Annotated in this window: 16 protein-coding genes; 9 read left to right on the forward strand and 7 right to left on the reverse strand. The window is 67.0% G+C overall.

What is annotated here, in order from left to right:
* Genes ribD through ACZ1J6_RS04070 form a run of 5 tightly spaced genes read right to left on the reverse strand, consistent with a single transcriptional unit; the run spans position 1 to position 3,400 of the window.
* The gene (gene ribD / locus ACZ1J6_RS04050) at positions 1–999 is read right to left on the reverse strand and encodes a bifunctional diaminohydroxyphosphoribosylaminopyrimidine deaminase/5-amino-6-(5-phosphoribosylamino)uracil reductase RibD (RefSeq protein ID WP_431569014.1); all 999 of its coding nucleotides are present in this window, start codon (positions 997–999) and stop codon (positions 1–3) included.
* 32 nt (positions 1,000–1,031) lie between these two features.
* Positions 1,032–1,529 carry a hypothetical protein gene (locus ACZ1J6_RS04055; protein WP_431569013.1) on the reverse strand — a complete coding sequence of 166 codons (498 nt, stop codon included), beginning with the start codon at positions 1,527–1,529 and terminating at the stop codon, positions 1,032–1,034.
* Between the two features lie 33 nt (positions 1,530–1,562).
* The gene (locus ACZ1J6_RS04060) at positions 1,563–2,288 is read right to left on the reverse strand and encodes a M48 family metallopeptidase (RefSeq protein ID WP_314466300.1); all 726 of its coding nucleotides are present in this window, start codon (positions 2,286–2,288) and stop codon (positions 1,563–1,565) included.
* A 3-nt stretch (positions 2,289–2,291) separates the two neighbouring features.
* The gene (locus tag ACZ1J6_RS04065) at positions 2,292–2,798 is read right to left on the reverse strand and encodes a YcgN family cysteine cluster protein (protein WP_165921382.1); all 507 of its coding nucleotides are present in this window, start codon (positions 2,796–2,798) and stop codon (positions 2,292–2,294) included.
* Positions 2,786–3,400: an SCO family protein gene (locus ACZ1J6_RS04070; protein ID WP_465127428.1), complete on the reverse strand. Its 615-nt coding sequence runs from the start codon at positions 3,398–3,400 to the stop codon at positions 2,786–2,788. Before ACZ1J6_RS04070 ends, ACZ1J6_RS04065 begins: the two co-directional genes overlap by 13 nt.
* Before the next feature lie 187 nt (positions 3,401–3,587).
* On the opposite strand from ACZ1J6_RS04070, the gene ACZ1J6_RS04075 reads away from it, so the two are divergent.
* The 5 genes from ACZ1J6_RS04075 to ssb all read left to right on the forward strand — a co-directional run bounded on the left by ACZ1J6_RS04075 (position 3,588) and on the right by ssb (position 7,723).
* A complete protein-coding gene (locus ACZ1J6_RS04075; RefSeq protein ID WP_243841158.1) occupies positions 3,588–4,145 on the forward strand; it encodes an ankyrin repeat domain-containing protein in 558 nt (185 codons plus the stop codon).
* An 8-nt stretch (positions 4,146–4,153) separates the two neighbouring features.
* Positions 4,154–4,807: a COQ9 family protein gene (locus tag ACZ1J6_RS04080; protein WP_132266196.1), complete on the forward strand. Its 654-nt coding sequence runs from the start codon at positions 4,154–4,156 to the stop codon at positions 4,805–4,807.
* A 157-nt stretch (positions 4,808–4,964) separates the two neighbouring features.
* Complete coding sequence (locus tag ACZ1J6_RS04085; RefSeq protein WP_132265596.1) at positions 4,965–5,204, forward strand: FeoA family protein; 240 nt, start codon at positions 4,965–4,967, stop codon at positions 5,202–5,204.
* Positions 5,201–7,045, forward strand: coding sequence for a ferrous iron transporter B (gene feoB, locus ACZ1J6_RS04090; protein ID WP_431569011.1), 1,845 nt, complete (start codon positions 5,201–5,203; stop codon positions 7,043–7,045). The genes ACZ1J6_RS04085 and feoB overlap by 4 nt, the downstream gene beginning before the upstream one ends.
* Before the next feature lie 81 nt (positions 7,046–7,126).
* Positions 7,127–7,723, forward strand: coding sequence for a single-stranded DNA-binding protein (gene ssb / locus ACZ1J6_RS04095; RefSeq protein ID WP_132265600.1), 597 nt, complete (start codon positions 7,127–7,129; stop codon positions 7,721–7,723).
* A gap of 104 nt (positions 7,724–7,827) precedes the next feature.
* Here ssb and ACZ1J6_RS04100 read toward each other — a convergent pair whose 3' ends face one another.
* Together ACZ1J6_RS04100 and ACZ1J6_RS04105 are read right to left on the reverse strand one after the other, a co-directional pair.
* The gene (locus tag ACZ1J6_RS04100; protein WP_431569010.1) at positions 7,828–9,210 is read right to left on the reverse strand and encodes an oligosaccharide flippase family protein; all 1,383 of its coding nucleotides are present in this window, start codon (positions 9,208–9,210) and stop codon (positions 7,828–7,830) included.
* Positions 9,207–10,430 (reverse strand): glycosyltransferase family 4 protein, encoded by a 1,224-nt coding sequence (locus tag ACZ1J6_RS04105; protein WP_431569009.1) that lies wholly within the window; start codon positions 10,428–10,430, stop codon positions 9,207–9,209. Before ACZ1J6_RS04105 ends, ACZ1J6_RS04100 begins: the two co-directional genes overlap by 4 nt.
* A gap of 164 nt (positions 10,431–10,594) precedes the next feature.
* Here ACZ1J6_RS04105 and ACZ1J6_RS04110 point away from each other — a divergent pair, with 164 nt between their 5' ends.
* The 4 genes from ACZ1J6_RS04110 (at position 10,595) to ACZ1J6_RS04125 (ending at position 18,366) form a co-directional block, all read left to right on the forward strand.
* Positions 10,595–11,458, forward strand: coding sequence for a 2OG-Fe(II) oxygenase (locus ACZ1J6_RS04110; protein ID WP_314466319.1), 864 nt, complete (start codon positions 10,595–10,597; stop codon positions 11,456–11,458).
* Positions 11,458–12,630, forward strand: a complete 1,173-nt coding sequence (locus ACZ1J6_RS04115) for a glycosyltransferase family 2 protein (protein WP_465127429.1) — start codon at positions 11,458–11,460, stop codon at positions 12,628–12,630. Before ACZ1J6_RS04110 ends, ACZ1J6_RS04115 begins: the two co-directional genes overlap by 1 nt.
* Complete coding sequence (locus tag ACZ1J6_RS04120; protein ID WP_465127430.1) at positions 12,627–13,541, forward strand: glycosyltransferase family 2 protein; 915 nt, start codon at positions 12,627–12,629, stop codon at positions 13,539–13,541. Before ACZ1J6_RS04115 ends, ACZ1J6_RS04120 begins: the two co-directional genes overlap by 4 nt.
* Positions 13,542–13,665: 124 nt before the next feature.
* Positions 13,666–18,366, forward strand: a complete 4,701-nt coding sequence (locus ACZ1J6_RS04125; RefSeq protein WP_431569005.1) for a MupA/Atu3671 family FMN-dependent luciferase-like monooxygenase — start codon at positions 13,666–13,668, stop codon at positions 18,364–18,366.

An 18,366-nucleotide genomic window follows, 5' to 3' on the forward strand; every position in this document is an offset into this window, starting at 1 on the left:
CTACCTTTCGAGCGGGTGCTCTGATGAATGTGCGGTTTCGTAGACTTCCAGCGTGTCGCTGCCAAGCCGCCGCCGTTCGGCCAGGCGCCAGCGGCCGTGGGCTTCGGAAAGGCTTGCAAGCCCGAAGTCGGAAAGAGCGGGACGTCCTCCGACGAGGATCGGTGCGCGATAGATCAGCAGTCGATCGACCAGGCCGGCGCGCAGGAAGGCAGTCGCAGCGCCGGCGCCACCCTCGACGAAGAGGTGCTGAATGCCCGCCATGCCGGTCACGTCCTCGGGCCTTGCCAGCGCCTTCCAGCCTTCGGGAACGCTGCCGCGTGTCAGCACCCAGCGCTCCGGGCTGCGCGCTTCGAGCCCCGGCAGACGGACATCGAGGCGAGGGCGGTCGGCGCGCAGCGTTCCGCCGCCAACGAGGATGGCATCGGCCCTGGCCCGCATGGCATGGGTATGGGCACGGGCCTCGGCTCCGGTGATCCACTGGCTCTCGCCGCTGGCAAGGGCGATGCAGCCGTCGAGCGACAGCGCCAGTTTGAGCGTCACTTCGGGACGGGCGAGGCGCTTGGAGATCAGGTAGCCGGAAAGGCTCCGCTGGCAGGCCATTGAAGGCAGATAAATCGCTTCGATTCCGGCCGCGATCAGGCGCGCAAGGCCGGCGCCGGAGGTGCGGGGATCGGGGTCCATGCAGCCGATGACCACGCGGGCCAGTCCGGCCGCGCAGACGAGATCGGCGCAGGCGGGGCCGCGCGCCGACTGGTGGGCGCAAGGCTCCAATGTGACGTAGAGCGTGCCGCCTCGCGCAGCTTTGCCCGCGAGCGCAAGACACATCGCCTCGGCGTGGGGGCGACCGCCGGGCTGGGTCCAGCCACGGGCGACGACCTTGCCGTCCTTTACGAGGATCGCGCCGACGCCGGGGTTTGGCCTGCTGGAAGGCCGTGCGCGCGCGGCAATCGCGGCGGCCGCGGCAAGCCAGCGCGCATCGTGACCGGCGGCAGTCTTCACATTACCCGCAGTTATCACATTACCAGCAGTCTTCACTGGGCAGGCTGGGTCGGAACCTGATCGACCTGTGGCAGCGTGCGTCCTTCGGGCAGGCGGGGCTTGCCGATACGGTCCATCTCGGCCTTCTTGCGCGCGGCTTCCTCGGCGTCAGCCTCACGCGCGATCTTGTCCACGTCCATCCCGGAGTAGCGACCGATCGTCTTGTAGATCTCGCGAACGTCCTTCTCGCGCCGGGCCTGCTCGGCCGCCCAGGCTTCCTTGTGCTTCTGGTTCTCGATGTTCGAGGCGAGGATCTGTTCCTCGGTTCGATGGGCCGGAAGCACCGAGATATAGACGACCTTGGGCGGCGGATGCGGGCCGCGCCCTTCCTGGGTCGACATGAGATAGAAGACCGAGAACGTGCATGCTGCCGAAACCGCGGCGATGCGCCAGCGGTTGCTGCCCGCCTGCTTCCACACCGCGCGGAAGTCTGCAATCATGCCGACCGGGCTGACGTCTTTCCAGTAACCAGAACGCTTGAACAGTGCCATGCCGGGCTATGTAGTCGCTAAAAGGGCGGAACGCTACCCGAACGGCACATAGAGCGAGCGGCCATTTTCCTTGAGCCACCTGTTGGCCGAGGGCACGCTGCCTTCGAAGATTTGTCCCAGAAAATCATGGAATGCCGGCGAATGGTCGAAGTGCACCAGATGCGCCACTTCGTGCGCCACTACCGAGCGGCGCACGGGGTCCGGCGCCATGATGAGCCGCCAGTTGATGCGAATCGATCCATCCGCCGCGCAGCTGCCCCAGCGCCGCCGTGCGCCCGACAGCGCCAGCGCCGGCGTCGCTTGTGCGGCACGGTCGCAGTATTCCGCCAGATCCTGCGCGAGCACGTCGCGCGCTTCGCCTTCGAGCCAGCGCTTCAGCCGCGCGGCCAGCGAGCCTTCCGGGCCGCCGACCAAGAGCAATCCGTCATCCGGCACGGGGCGGCGCGGCAGGGCGGCATCGTGCCGGATCGTGAAGCGGTGGCCCCGAAAGTCGAGAAGGGCGCCGTCGCCCAGCGGCTGAGCCTTGGGCAGGGCCTCGATCTGGATCGCCAGCCAGGATTGCTTGGAGCGGGCGAAGGCCACAGCGTCCTCGGTGCGCGTCCATCGCGGGACGGAAATGCGGATTTCGCTGCCGTCGGGCGCGAGCCGCATGGTCATCCGCCGGGACTGTGCCAGCCTGCGGATCACGACGGGAACCTGACGGCCGGCGATTTCGAGCACCGGCTCTTCGCGAGGGTCACGGCGAAGCCAGTCGAGCACGGGCTATTTGCTCTCCCAGGGCGCGGGGCCTTCGGGTTCCAGATATTCCTCAGCGTCCTCATCGTCGCCATAGGGCCAGACAATGTGGTTTTCGAGCGGCCCGGCCACCGTCTCGCTGATGACCTTGCCCGCAACGGAGATCCCCGCCGCGTGGACCGCCTCGCGGTCGCCGCAGACGAGATAGTGCCATTCCGGCAGGGGCTCGCCGTCTGCGCGCAGGCGATAGGCGCAGCTGGGCGGCAACCAGGCCAGGTTGCCCGCCGTCTTGGGCGTCAGCTTCAGGCAGTCCGGCACGAACTTGTGCCGCCGGGGATAGTCGCTGCACTGCGCCGTCTTGAGGTTGAGCAGCTTGCAGGCGACGTTCGTGTGGTAGATTTCCCCGGTATCGGCATCCTCGACCTTGTGCAGGCAGCACTGGCCGCAACCGTCGCAGAGGGCTTCCCACTCCTCGCGGTTGAGCGTGTCGATCGGACGTTCCCAGAAAGGCTTGGCTGCGTTCACTTCACCCACTTCGCCAGTTCGGCCGAGACGGCTTCCGGTCCCTTGTCCACCGGCAGCATGGCGATCGGCTTGCCGTCCGGGTCCATCAGGAATGCCGTGCGGCTGTGATCCATGAGATAGCCTCCGGGCGTCGATTCGCCTTTCTTGTAATAGACCGCAAAAGCGTCGGCCGCCTGCTTGATCTGCGCGGGGCTGCCGGTGAGGCCATAGAGGCGCGGTCCGAAGGCGGCGGTCCACTGGCCCACGACTTCGGGCGTGTCGCGCGCGGGATCGATGGTCACGAAGATCGGCTGCACTTTGGCGGCATGCGCGGCATGGGCCTTCTCGTAGAGAGAGAAGCCGCGCATCATCGCCTGGACATCCATCGGGCAGGCATCCGGGCAGAAGGTGTAGCCGAAGTAGACGATCCGCCATTTGCCCTTGAAGCTCTCCCAGGTAACGGTCTTGCCGTCCTTGTCCGTCAGCGTGAAGGGCCCGCCGATCTGCGCGCCTTCCAGCGGCGGCGCCTCGGTGGCGGACTGCTGGCAGGCAGCGAGCGGCAGGCCCAGCGAAAGGGCCAGGGCGAGGGGGGCGATACGGCGCAGCAGGTATGTCATGGCGCCGCGCTTCATGCTCTGCTAGAGCCTCTGGCGCAAGGGTGCGATGCCGGAAGGGAAGGCCGGTTTTCAGGGCGCCCTTGTCTGTCTGGAGGTAATGAAGGTGTCGAAGACCATGTCCGGGAACGTGTCCCAGCGCTCGCGTGGAATCCTCAGAGCGCGTCCTGTCAGGGCATTCCTGGCCGCACTGGCCGCAGGCCTGATGTTCGCTTCCCCAGCTCACGCCGATTTTTCCGAGGGGTACAAGTTCCTCGAATCGGTGAAGAAAAAGGAAGGCGAGAAAGTCGAGCAGGCGCTTGCCGACAATGGCCAGATCGTCAACGCCAAGGACGTGACGACGGGCGAGACGGCGCTGCTGATCGTCACGAACCGCCGGGACATCACCTGGTTGAGCTACCTCATCGGCAAGGGCGCCAACGTCAACGCTTCCGACGACCGTGGCCGGACCCCGCTTTCGGTTGCGGTCAGCCTGGGCTGGCGCGACGGCGTTTCGGTGCTGCTCGATCACAAGGCGAACCCGAGCACGTCGAACGATGCCGGCGAAACTCCGCTGATCTTCGCGGTGCACCGCAAGGATACCGACATGGTGAAGGCGCTGCTCGAAGCCGGTGCCGATCCCAGCCGCTCCGATAATTCCGGCCGCAGCGCGCGCGACTATGCCGCGCAGGAAGCGCGTGGCAGCACGCTGGCAACCTTGCTGGACGATTATGCCAAGAAGAATTCGGGCAAGGGCAAGGCCGTCTACGGCCCGACGTTCTGAGCGCGATGATGCAAGAGCCAGAAACACTCGAAGGTTTGCGCCGCCAGCTTGCGCCGGCCATTGCCGATGCCGCCGTGTTCGACGGTTGGACGATGGACGCCGTGCGACAGGCGGCGCGTCTGGCCGGCATCGACGCGGCGCTGGCGGAATTCGCCTTCCGCGAAGGTCCGATGGCGATGATCTCGGCCTGGGTGAGCCATGTCGACCAGCAGATGGAGCGCTCCACCCCGGCCTCGTCGCTGCAGGGCGTCTCCATTCGCGAGCGTATCCGCCGTCTGGTCATGGCCCGTCTCGATGCCGTGGCGGGCCGCGAGGAAGCCTTGAACCGGGCGCTGACGATCATGGCCATGCCGCAGAACCTGCGTACTTCGCTGCGTCTGGGGTGGAACAGCGCGGACGCCATGTGGCGGCTCGCGGGCGACACCGCGACAGATTACAACCACTATACCAAACGCACGATCCTGGGCGGGATCTATGCGGCGACTCTGCGGGTCTTCGCTTCGGACAAGAGCGCCGACAAGGCGGAAACCCGTGCTTTCCTGGATCGCCGGATCGAGGGTATCATTCGCTTCGAGAAGACGAAGGCCCAGTTCCTGCGCGCGCCGGAAGAACGCATCAGCCTGGTGCGCCTGCTCGGGCGGCTGCGTTATCCGGCCCGCTGACCGGCCGGCCGGGCTGGGTTGCTGAAGCCTTCCCTGGGGGCTTATGGGCTGATGAAACGCGCTTCGGCATCGGGAGAGGGTGTCGGCAATCGGATCAAGGCTTGTTAGTTATTGCGAACAAGTTGCAATCGCTGCGCTGATCTGGCAGCGGAGCGGCATGACTTTGGATCTTCTCCCCATTGACCAGCGCGCTCGAATCGTTGCGGTGGATTGGAATGCACTGGTTCCCGAAGAGGCGCGCCGCCTTCGCGCGCTCGGCCTGGAGGAAGGCGCGACGGTTTCCGTGGCGCACCGGGGCGTCGCCGGCGGGCGCGACCCGATCGCCATCACCATCGGGCGCATGACGATTGCCGTGCGCCGTGCCCACGCCGTCGCCATGGAAGTTTCGCCGTTATGAGCCGCCAGCGCAAGATCGCCCTCGTCGGCAACCCGAATGCGGGCAAGAGCGCGCTGTTCAACGCGCTTACCGGCGCCCGACAGAAGATCGCGAACTATCCCGGCGTGACCGTGGAGCGAAAGTCCGGCCGCATGGTCCTGCCGACGGGCGAGCCGGTGGAGATGACCGACCTTCCGGGCGCCTACGGCCTCGACGCCACCAGCCCTGACGAGGAAGTGACCTCCAAGGTCATCGCCGGCAAGTTCGCAGGCGAGGCGGAGCCGGACGTCCTGGTTATCGTGCTCGATGCCTCCAACCTCGAACAGCATCTGATCTTTGCGCAGGAACTGTTGGCGCTGGGCAAGCCTTCCGTCGTCGCGCTCAACATGGTGGACCTTGCCGAACGCGACGGGCTCGTGCTCGACGCGGCCGTGTTGCAGGAAGAACTGGGCGTTCGCGTGGTGCCGACGGTGGCCGTGCGCCGCCGCGGGCTCGCCGAACTGGGCGAGGCGATCGCCTCGGCCGAAACGCGCCACGCCGGACCAGGCCTGACCGACCTCGGGCCGACCGAGCGCCGCGTCGCCGCCCACGCCATGGCCAATGCCGCGATCCTCTCGGAATCGAAGCAGCACCGGCTTCACGCGCGTCTGGACCAGGTCCTGCTGAACCCCTGGCTGGGGCCGCTCATTCTCTTCGCGTTCCTGTTCGTGGTGTTCCAGGCCGTGTTCGCCTGGGCCGCGCCGCTGATGGACGGGTTGGACGCGGGCGCAGGCTGGCTTCACGATACGGTGAAGGCCTCCATGCCGCCCGGCCTGGTGCGCGACCTGCTGACTGACGGCGTCATTTCCGGCGTCGGCTCGGTGGTCGTCTTCCTGCCGCAGATCATCATCCTCTTCGCCTTCATCCTGGCGATGGAAGCCTCCGGCTACATGGCACGCGCGGCGTTCCTGATGGATCGACTGATGGCCTATGTCGGGCTTTCGGGACGCAGCTTCATTCCGCTGCTCTCCAGCTTCGCCTGCGCCATTCCCGGGATCATGGCGACGCGCTCGATCACGGATCCCAAGGACCGCCTGACGACGATCCTGATCGCCCCGCTGATGACGTGCTCGGCGCGCCTTCCGGTCTACGCCGTGATCATCGGCGCCTTCATTCCGAACACCAACCTCGGCTGGGGCATCGGCCTTCAGGGCGTGGTGCTCTTCGCGCTCTATGTGGCGGGAATTGTCGGGGCCATGGTCGTCGCGCTGCTGCTGCGCAGCTCGATCACCAAGGGCGCCGCTTCCGGCTTCATCATGGAAATGCCGAAGTACCAGATGCCCCGCCTCAAGGACATGGCGATCGGCTTGTGGCAGCGCGCGTGGATCTTCCTGCGCCGCGCCGGTACGATCATCTTCACGGTCACCGTGGTGCTCTGGATCCTGCTGAACTTCCCGCAGGCCAAGCCCGGCGAGAGCCAGGTCGATGCCTCCATCGCGGGCAAGCTGGCGAACGGCCTGGCCGTGGTGGTCGAACCGATCGGCTTCAACCGCGACATGGCGCTGGCGCTGATCCCCGCCATGGCTGCGCGCGAAGTGGCGGTATCCTCGCTGGCGACGACATATGCGGTGGACGCGGGCGACGACGAGGACCAGCAGGCCGTCGAACTGGGCGACCGTCTCAAGGGCCGCTGGACCCTGCCGATGGCGCTGGCCTTCCTGGCCTGGTTCGTTTTCGCCCCGCAGTGCATGTCCACCATCGCCGTGACCCGGCGTGAGACCAACGGCTGGAAGTGGCCCACGTTCATGCTGGTCTACCTTTTCGGCCTGGCATACCTGGCGGCGGGGGTGACCTACTGGATCGCGGTGGGCGCGGGATTGTAGAAAACCCCGGGCGGCAGACTCGCGCAGGGCCGCTCCATTCGCTAACCCGTTCGCCGAGATTCAGAAGAAAGCGATTCCATCATGGCAGGCAGTGTCAACAAGGTCATTCTGATCGGCAACCTCGGAGCCGATCCCGAAGTGAAGTCGTTCCAGAACGGCGGGCGCATCGCCAACCTGCGCATCGCCACCTCGGAAAACTGGAAGGACCGCGCCACCGGAGAGCGCAAGGAGCGTACCGAGTGGCACTCCGTGGTGATCCAGAGCGAAGGCCTGGTCGGCGTGGTCGAGCGGTTCCTGCGCAAGGGTTCCAAGATCTACATCGAAGGCCAGCTGCGCACCCGCAAGTGGCAGGACCAGAACGGCAATGATCGCTACACCACCGAAGTGTCGGTAGGCGGCATCGGCGGCGTGCTGACCATGCTCGACGGTGCCCAGGGTGGCAGCGGCGGCGCCGGTGGTGGCGGCGCTCGTGGTGGCGGCGGCTGGGGCGAAGGCGGCTCCTCGGGCGGCGGTTCGCGTTCGGGCGGCGGTTCGCGCGGCGGTGACGAATGGGGCAGCACGGGTGGCTCGTCTTCCGGCGGCTCGTCCTCGGGCGGTGCTTCCGGCGGTAGCGAATGGGGCCGGACCGGCAGCAGCGGCGGCTTCGGCGACGATCTGGACGACGACATTCCGTTCTGATCGTTTCGGCCTCTGCCGGACGACATGAAAATCGAAAACCCCGGGAGCCTGTCGCTCTCGGGGTTTTTCGTTAGTGCCAAGCAGGGGATACGCGACGCGGGACCTCATGTCAGGAAGGGTGCCAGAACTCGTGTGCCGATGAAGCCGCAGCCCGTTCCGGCCAGTCCCGCCGCCAGGAACAGAAGCTCCTCGCGCATGTCGAGCAGCCCGGCAAAGCGCAGGCGCACCCATTTCATCACCAAAGCGGGCGCTTCCATGAGGCCGACGGCCAGGACCAGGCCGAGCTGTCCCCATAGGAGATAACCGGCAAATCCAGCGCCGGACAGCCACACCAGCTTGACCACGCTCGCTTCCAGGGTGGCGCGGATCCGGCCGGTGGCCGTCAGCGCCTCGTTCGCGGCGTTGGACGGCAGTGCGAGGAGCGAGGACAGGCACAGGATCTGCAGATAGCCCGCCGCGTCGGCATAGCGGTCGTCATAGAGCACGCCCACGATCAGCGGTGCGCTGCCGATGATGCCGCCGGTGGCGAAGCCATAAAGCAGGGCGGGCAGCCGGCGCTTTTCATAGAACTGACGGCGCAGGTCCTGCGCGCCGTCTCGCCAGAGCTGGGCATATGTCGGATAGAGGACCCGGCTCGCATAATTGGCGGCGAAGCCGAGCGGTGCGGAGGCGAGGTTACCGGCCAGGATGTAGAAGCCGAACCGATCCAGCGGCATGAGCTTTGCCAGCACGAACTTGTCGCATTGCGAGATCAGCAGGAAGATGATGCTCGATCCGGTGACATAGCGGGAGAAGGCCCAGAGCGCCTTGAGTGTCTGGGGATCGAGGCGGAGCCGGCGCCGGGAATCGGCGAAAAGCGTGTAGCTGAACAGGACTTTCAGCAGCCCGCTGACGAAAAGCCCGCCCAGGATCGCCCAGTACGACCCCCAGGCCCAGGCCAGCGCGGCACTGGCGGCGATCTGCGCCACCATCGCCGCCAGTTCCAGAGCCGAGAGGCGCAGGATCTGCCGATGGCGCAGGGCGGTGAGCAGGCTCGTGGAGGTCAGTCCCTCGATCACGAACGTCAGCCCCGAAGCCGCGATCAACGGCGCCAGGTCGGGCTTTCCGAAGGCGTGGGACAAAGGCAGCGCCAGCACGACCAGCGTCAGCGCGAGCAACAGGGAACGGATCAGCGAAACCGTCCAGACCGTATCGAGGAAGCGCTTGTCCTCGCCGTTTTCCTGACGGACGACGAAAGCCTGAAAGCCGAGGTCGGTGGCCAGTGCGACCGTGAACTGGACGGAGGCGATGACGCCCGAAATGCCGAAGACTTCCGGCACCAGCAGCCGCGTCAGCACCATGCCGGAAACGGCGCGCAGCAGATTGTTCAGGATGACTGAAACTATGACGACATTGGTGTCGCGCGCCGCCAGTTCGCGCAGGCGGCTCCAGAGCCCGCGCGGCGCGGCGAACGATTGCCAGCCCGGGCTGGCGGCATGCTCGTTCATGGCCGGCACCCGGCGGGGGCGATCGTGCGGGCATAGCAGTCGAGCAGCTTGTCCCCCACGACTTCGAGCGAAAACTCCGCTGCGCAGCGATCGCGGGCGGCCTGGCCCATTGCCGCGGCGCGCTGGGGATCTCCCAGAAGACGGTCCAGCGCCAGGGCAAGGGGTGCGGGATCGGCCACCGGCGAGAGCAGGCCGCTTCGGCCGTCGAGGACGATCTCGTCGGCGCCCGGCCAATCGGTCGAAACCAGCGGGCTTCCGGCGGCCATGGCTTCCAGCAGGATGTAGGGGAAGTTCTCCCAGCGCGAACTGATGACGGTCGCCATCGCGCTCATCCGCAGCGGCAGGATCTCGGCAGGCTTCAGCAGGCCGCGATAGGTGATCCGGGCCCGGACCTCCGGCGAAAGCCGGGCTTCGGCGAATTGTTCGAAGCTCAGCCGTTCTCCCGGCCTGGTCTCCAATCCTTCATTTGGGCCGACCATCGTCAGTCGGGCATGGGGGCGAAGACGGAGCAGGTGCTCGAAGCCGAGCAGCATCGTATCGGCGCCTTTCCAGAAGTCGAACCGGCCGACCATCAGCACATGGTCGGGATCGGCCCCCTCCAGGCTCCATCGCGGCGTATTGGCGCGCAGGCGGATAGGGTTGGCGATCACTGCCGAAGTTTGCGCCGGATCGCGTCCGTAGCTGCGGCAGGCGCCGGCCATGATCGCCTGCGTGGGCGCGGTGACGACCGGGGCGCTGCGCACGGCGCGCGCCTCCGCCGCGCAGCGATCGCGTTCGTCGCGCAGTTCCTCATCGGTCAGATGGCGCGGGGGCTTCAGGGCCTGTGGCCCGTGGAGCCGCGTCACGACCGGCGCGGCGATGGCGCGGCCGGCACGTTCGGACCAACCGAAACTCTCTTCCATCTCGACGATGTCGAAAGGCCGGATCTGGTGGGCCGCGGCAATCTGGCGCGCGACGTTCCGGCCGACTTCGGGCAGGGCCCCTTGCGCATCCTCGCGCAGGCGGGCGAACTTCTCCCCGATCGACGCCATGATCCTGCCCGCGCCGCGTGCCGCCAGCGGGACGGCGCTGCCGTCGCTCGCGTAGAGCCGCTCCTGCGAGATGACCGATACCTCGTGCCCGCGGGCGATGAAATGGTCGCGCACGGCGGCAACGTAACTGACGATGCCATTGGCCCCCAGCGAAGTCGGCCAATGGGGAGAGCAAAGCCCGATGTGCACGCAGATACCTCCCGCTGCGGGTTCCTGGAAAGCCTACGGAGCCGACCGAAAGCTGTCGATCATGAGAACTTCCAAGGGAGTTTCCTGCCTGCCGGGCGCGGGTGTGCGCGGTTATCCTCGATCGGCGGGCTCCGATGGGGCGCGGCGGCGCGGAAAGGGGTGCAATGGCGTTTCTGGAGATGACCGACCTTGGCGGCTACAAGTGCTTCGACCATGAGGCGTGCAAGGCCGCCGGCATGGCGAAGGCGGCCGAATATCGCGGAAACCAGCCCTTTCCACATGTCATGCTCGACGATTTTCTGGCGCCGGAAGTACTGCGCAAGGTCTGCGAGGAATTCCCGGACAGCGAGGGGCGCGACTTCTTCGACCGGGACCAGGAGCGCCTGAAGTTCCAGTTCCGACCCGACCAGTGCAGCGGGCCGGTTACGCGCATGCTTTTCGCGGAGCTGAACTCCCGGGCTTTCCTGGCGTTTCTCTCGGCCTTGACCGGGATCCGGGGGCTGATCGCCGATCCCTATCACGCGGGCGCCGGACTGCATGAGACCCGGCGCGGGGGGCATCTGGGGATTCATGCCGACTTTCCGCACCACGGCGGCATGAAAGTGGAGCGGCGGCTCAACCTGCTGATCTACCTCAACGAGGAATGGATGCCGGGCTACGGCGGGGCGCTGGAACTCTGGGACCGGGGCATGACCCGCGCCGAGCGCAGCATCCAGCCCGAATTCGGCCGCGCGGTGATCTTCAGCACCGACCGCGACACTTACCACGGCCATCCCGATCCGCTGGCCTGTCCCGCGGGCCGCTCCCGCCGTTCGATCGCCACATATTATTATACAGCGATCGGCGCGAGCCTGCCGGCGATCGAGCGGACCACGGATTTTCGCGCGCGCCCCGGCAGCGGCGACAAGGCCGACTGGAGAGTTCGGCTTCACAATCTCAAATCGGACTGGCTTCCACCGATCCTCCAGCGCCGCAACCGTGAGCCGCTCGAAACGGTGCCCATCGACCCCGCCACGGCGGCGTCCTGATGATCGAGGCGGGCATCTGGGCGGTGACGCTGGGGATCTCGGTTCCCGCCGCCATGCTCGCCATCGAATGCGTGCTGGGCCTGTTGCCGCGTCGGAACGGGCGGGACATGACCGCGGCGCCGCCGCCTTTCATCGTGCTCATGCCCGCCCATGACGAAGCATCGGGGATCGCGCAGGTCGTCGCGGCTGTCATGGCTCAGTTGCGGGCCTGCGACGCGCTCGTCGTGGTGGCCGACAACTGCACCGACGGCACGGCCGCCATCGCCCGCGGCCTTGGCGCCGTCGTGGTGGAGCGGACCGATCCGGCGGAGCGCGGAAAAGGCCATGCGCTCGAATTCGGGCGGGACTATCTGGCCTCGGCACCATCACTCCAGGGACCGCGCGTGGTCATCGTGCTGGATGCGGACTGCGTTCCCGAAAGCGGCGCTCTGGCGGCGCTGGCGTCCCTATCGCAAGCGCGCCGCGCCGTCGTCCAGGGCGCCTATCTCATGGAACCGCCGCCGGGCGCAGATGCCATGGTGCGGGTGTCCTGCTTCGCTTTTCTCGTGAAGAACCTCGTCCGCCAGTCCGGGCTCCAGCGTCTGGCGGGCATGACGCTGCTGCAAGGTTCGGGCATGGCCTTTCCGCGGGCGACGTTCGAGCGGATGCACTGGACATCCTCGCTGGTCGAAGATCTCGACATGGGCCTCGATCTGCTCCTGGCGGGGCGCCGGGTCGTCTTTGCCGAAACGGCTCGCTTCACCAGTGCGGCCAGCTCGCGTCAGGCGACCGCGGGCCAGCGTCGACGCTGGGAGCACGGCATGATGCAGACGGCCTGTCGATATGCGCCCCGGCTGCTTGCGGCCGCGCTGCGCCGCGGGCGCGGGGGGCTGGCGCTGGTCGCGCTGGACCTGCTGGTGCCGCCCACCGTGCTGCTTCTGCTTCTGCTGATGCTCGCCACGATCCTGGTGGCGGCTGCGGGTGGCTTTGGCCTGCCGTTGCAGGTTCTGTTGGGCGTGGAAGCCTGTCTGGGATCGGCATTGCTCGCCGCATGGTGGTATCATGCACGCGCGATGCTGCCGCTGGCGAGCCTGTTGCGAATACCTGGCTATGTCATCTGGAAGATGCCGCTTCTCGCGCAGTTCGTCACGCGGCGCGAGCGGGTCTGGCTGCGAACGGAGCGTGATCCATGAGCGTCGTCGGCTTCGTCATCATCGGCCGCAACGAAGGGGCGCGGCTCGGCCTGTCCATAGACAGCGTGCTGCGCCAGTCATCGCTGGCGGTCTATGTCGACTCCGGTTCCACCGATGACAGCGTGGCGCTGGCCGGAGCGCGCGGGCTGCCGGTGGTCGAACTCGATCCCACCGTGCCTTTCACGGCGGCGCGCGCGAGAAACGCCGGCTTCGCCTGGCTGACGAGCCGCCATCCCGAACTGGAGCTGGTGCATTTCATCGATGGCGACTGCGAACTTGTCAGAGGCTGGCTGGACCGGGCCCTGGCCGTGATCCGCTCAGACGCGGGGCTCGCCGCCGTCTGTGGGCGTCGGCGCGAGCGGGCACCGGGTGCCAGCCCCTACAACCGCCTCTGCGATCACGAGTGGAACACGCCGGTAGGTCTGCGCGAGACATGCGGCGGCGATGCCCTGTTTCGCGTTACGCCCTTTCGCGGCGTCGGTGGCTTTCGCGAAGACCTGATCGCCGGTGAGGAGCCGGATTTGTGCCACCGGATCCGCAGGCAAGGCTGGCTTATCCGCCGGGTCGATGCGGAAATGACGGTCCACGATGCGGCGATGACGCGCTTCGCCCAATGGTGGCAGCGCAACCGCCGCAGCGGCTATGCAACGGCCGAGGCGTTCGCCTTGCGTGGGGAGGGCAATGTCTGCTTGCGCCATGCCGTGGCGAGCAACGTCATATGGGCGATGCCGCCGATGTGGCTGCTCTGGCCCTTGCTCTGGGCGCGGATATGTCGGCGCGGCGGGCCACTGGTGGCGAGCTTCATCACCCTCGGGAAGATCCCGCATTGTCAGGGGCAATTGCAATATTGGTGGCGATCGATGCGCCGAAAGGCTCCGACTGGAGAGACGCGTCTGATCGAATACAAGTAAAACGCCGGGACGAGATTACCGAACTTTCCACCACAATTTCCAGCACCATGAATTTCCGCACCGAGTTGACGAAATGGCTTCGCTGCCGGCGAGCCGTTACGCTCGGAACCTAAGGAGAATACCCATGGATGCGACATTCGATCCGGTGGTGGCGGGCACTATCGTCGACATCTCGGCGCCAGGCGCGGGCGGCGTTGACACCGGATATCGCTCCGTGCTGATCGGCGAGGAAACTCTGCTGGTCGAATGCGGCGAATTGCTGCGGGCACGGGGGCACGAGATCGTGGCCGTGGTGGCTGCCGAAGGATCGCCCGCCGCGGCCTGGGCGCGTCGCAGCCGCATTCGGGTGCTGACCCGCGCGCGCGACCTGCTGGCCAAGGGGAACGCTCCGCTCGACTGGATCTTCAGCATTTCCAACCTTGCTATCCTGCCCGGCGAAGTCCTGTCGCTTGCGGCGCGCGGAGCGATCAATTTCCACGACGGCCCGCTGCCCGCGCGGGGCGGCCTCAACACGCCGGTCTGGGCGCTTCTCGAAGGCGAGCGGGACCACGGCGTCACCTGGCATCTCATGACGGGCGCCGTCGATGAAGGTGCGGTGCTGGCTGCCGAGCCCATCACCGTGAGTGACGGCGAAACCGCCTTTTCGCTTAACACGCGTTGCTTCGAAGCGGGGCTGCGCAGTTTCTCGCGTATGGTCGACGACCTGGACGGCGCGGTTGTCGCTGCCGCACCGCAGCCCCATGCTCCGGTCCGCATGTTCGGGCGCGCGCATAGACCATCGGCGGCCGGGACGATCGACTGGACCCGTTCCGCGGAGGAAATCGCCCGGCTCGTGTCGGCGCTGGACTTCGGGCCCTATGCCAACCCCATGGGCCTGCCCAAGGCGGTGCTGGCGCAAGGCCTGGTGCTCGTTCAGCAGGTCACCGTGCTGGCCGGCCGTTCCGGACGAGCGCCGGGTACGCTGTTATCCGGCGGCGAGCGGCCGGTGGTGGCGACCGGCGACCGGGACTTGCGGATCGATCGCATGACGGCGCTCGACGGATCGGTCTTGTCGGGGTTGGACGGCTACGCTGCCGGTGCATTCCAGTCGCTCGATGCATCCCGCCGGGCTCGTCTCGACTTGCTCGATGCGGCGGCCGGGCGTCACGAAGCATGGTGGCGCCGCCGGCTGCGGCAGCGCGACAGCCTGCAATTGCCTTCATTTCGCCCGCTCCGCGAAGGCGAGCCATCGCGATGGAACCGGCTGGACGCTACGGTCCCGACCGGACCCGCAGCCGAGGCGCTCGCAGTCGTCATCGGCTGGCTGGCGCGCTTGGCCGACCGGGACAGCGTGGAAATCGGCTTTGCCGATGCGGTCAGCCAGGCACGGCTTGAAGACGTCTCGAACTGGTTCGCGCACGAACTGCCGTTCAAGGTCGCGGTTGATTTCGGCGCGCCGCTGGCCTTGCTGGTCGAGCGTGTCGAGCAGGAGATCGCCGCGCTGCACCGCCATGTCGGCTATTCGGCGGACCTTCTGGCCCGCTGCCCCGAATTGCGCGGCAAGGCCAGCATCGAACACCCGATCGCGGTGCGTCTGGTAGACAAGTTCGACGATGCGGTGCCGTTTGGGGAGACCGTGCTGGAACTGGCGATCTGCACTTCGGACGGCGCCTGCCGCTGGACATACGACGCGGCGCGGCTGCCGGAAACAGATGCCGAAGATCTGCTGACAGCGTTCGAGATATTCCAGGCGGCGTTCCGTGCGGCGCCGGAGACCGATCTGGGACGGCTGTCGCTGCTATCGGATGCGGAGCGTGCGTGCCTGCTCGAAGTGTGGAACGAGCGGCCTGCCTCGCTTGCCGATAGGGCGACATGGTACAGCGCCTTCGCCGATCAGGCCGCATCGACGCCCGACCGCGTGGCAGTGACCGCAGGCGCTACCTCTCTCACTTATGGCCAGTTGGAAGCTCTGTCGAACCGGATGGCACGGCTCCTGACGGCACGGGGCGTAGGGCCGGAAACCCTGGTGGGCCTGCACCTCTCCCGCTCGGTGGAAATGCTCGCCTGCCTGATCGCCGTGCACAAGGCGGGGGGCGGCTACGTCCCGCTGGACCCGGCCTACCCGAAAGACCGCCTTGCGCACATGGTTGCGGATTCCGGAATGACCCTGATCGTCAGTGAAACGGCGCTGAAGGACGCCCTGCCGCACGGCGAAGCGCAAGTGCTCTGCATGGAGGATCTGCGCCGCGAAAGCGTGTCCTTCTCGCCCGAAGTCTTCGAGAGCGGCGTGGGCGGGGACAGTCTCGCCTATATGATCTATACCTCGGGATCGACCGGGCTGCCCAAGGGCGTCGTCGTCGAGCATCGCAACCTGCTCAACTTCTTCGCCGGAATGGATGGCCATATCGAGCCGGAGGGGACATGGCTGGCGGTCACCAGTCTGAGCTTCGACATCTCCGCGCTCGAACTGCTCTGGCCGCTGATGCACGGATATCATGTCGTCATCGCGTCCGAGCGGCAGGTGAGGGGCGATGTTTCCCTTGCCCCGCCGACACGCCGCACCGGCTTCAGCCTGTTCTACTTCGCCAGTTCGAGCGCGGGCAGCGCCGCCGAGAACTACCAGCTCCTGCTGGAGGGCGCGCGGTTCGCCGACGAGCACGGGTTCGAGGCCGTGTGGACGCCCGAGCGCCACTTCCACGCGTTCGGCGGTCCCTATCCCAACCCCTCGGTAGCTTCCGCTGCGATCGCCGCCGTCACCTCTCGCGTGGGCATTCGGGCGGGCAGCGTCGTCGGTACGCTCCACCATCCCCTGCGGATCGCGGAGGAATGGGCCGTGGTGGACAATCTCTCGGGGGGGCGCGTCGGACTGGCATTCGCTTCCGGCTGGCAGCCGAACGACTTCGTGCTCAACCCTTCGGCTTTCGCCGACCGGCCCGGTACGCTCAAGGCCTGCATGGAAGACGTGCGGGCCCTCTGGCGCGGGGAAGCGCGACGTTTCCCCGGGCCGCTGGGGAGCGACGTCGAAGTGCTCACGTACCCGCGTCCGGTGCAGGGCGAATTGCCATGCTGGATCACTTCGGCCGGAAACGTCGAGACTTTCATCGAAGCCGGACGGGTGGGTGCCTACGTCCTCACTCACCTGCTCGGACAGTCGATCGAGGAAGTGGCCGAGAAGATAGCCGCCTATCGTCAGGCCTGGCGCGAGGCCGGACATGCCGGCGAGGGCCACGCCACCCTGATGCTCCATACGTTCCTGGGCGAGGACGAAGCACAAGTGCGCGACGCCGTGCGCGGGCCTTTGATCGAATACCTGCGGACTTCCACCGCGCTGCTGCACCAGCATGCCTGGGCTTTCCCCGCGTTCCGGCGTCCCGGCGGGGTTGCCGCCGATACCCAGGTCGATCTCGGTGCCCTCAGCGAAGAAGAGACCGAGGCGCTGCTCGAACATGCTTTCGAGCGCTACTTCGAGACGAGCGGCCTGTTCGGCACGCCGGAGGACAACCTGCCGCTGGTCCGGCGTCTTGGAGAACTGGGCGTCGACGAGATCGGCTGCCTGATCGACTTCGGCATCGAGACCGAACGCGTCCTTGCGCATCTTCCGGCCATCGACCGGCTTCGGGGGCTGGCACAGGCGGACGTATCGAGCGGGACCGGCGAACCGGCGCTGCACGCCCTCATGGCTCGTCACGGCGTGACCCATCTCCAGTGCACCCCGTCGCTGCTCCAGACCCTGGCGAGCGACCCGGCGGCGCGTCCTGCCCTGGCCGGTCTCAGGCGGCTCATGGTGGGGGGCGAGGCGTTCCCGCCCCACCTCGCGCAGGACATGCGCGGGCTTGTGCGCGGCTCCGTGATGAACATGTACGGGCCGACGGAAACGACAGTCTGGTCTGCCGTCCATGACGTGACCGCGCAGGACAACGCGCCGCCGCTCGGCCGTCCGCTGGCCAACCAACAGATCTACATTCTCGACCGCAGGCTGGAACCTGTCAGGCCCGGGGCGCCGGGCGAACTCGTGATCGGCGGCGCGGGAGTGGTGCGCGGCTATCATCGCCGGCCCGAACTGACCGCCGAGCGCTTCGTGGCTCATCCGTTCGTCACCGGCGCGCGCGCCTATCGCACCGGGGACCTGGCACGGCAGCGGGCCGACGGAACGCTGGAATTCCTTGGTCGGCTCGACCACCAGGTGAAGATACGAGGGTACCGGATCGAATTGGGTGAGATCGAGGCCGCCCTGGCCGCGCATCACGAAGTTGCGGAGGCCGTGGTGGTGGCCCGCAGCGAAGGCGCGGCCACGCGTCTGATCGGCTATGTCGCCGGTACCAGCACCGCGGCCCCGTTCGATGCGCTGCGGGACCGGTTGCGCGAACACCTGCGGCGCCAACTGCCCGAATTCATGGTGCCGGGAAGCCTCGTCCTATTGGGCGCTTTGCCGCGCACGCCAAACGGCAAGATCGACCGCAAGGCCCTGCCGGAGCCGGGCGCCGTTCGAGAGAGCGAACCTCGGCGCGATCCGGTGGAAACGCCGGCCAGTCCGATCGAGGCGCAGATCCGGGAAATCTGGTGCGATCTGCTGCATGTGCCGCACGTCGGGCGCGAGGAGAACTTCTTCGACATCGGCGGGCATTCCTTGCTGGCGATCCAGGTTCACCGCCGCCTGGCCGCCGCGGCGTCGCGCCCCGTGGTCCTGACGGACATCTTCCGCTTCCCGACCATCGCGGCGCTGGGGACCCATCTCTCGGGCGAGGCCGAAGACGCGGCCGCGACGCGCGAGGGCCAGGATCGGGCGATGGCCCGCCGTGCCGCCCTGGCACGCCGGGGCGCCGTTCGCACCGTGGCAAGGACCTGA

It is taken from the genome of Novosphingobium sp. BL-S-21 (genome assembly GCF_055521655.1).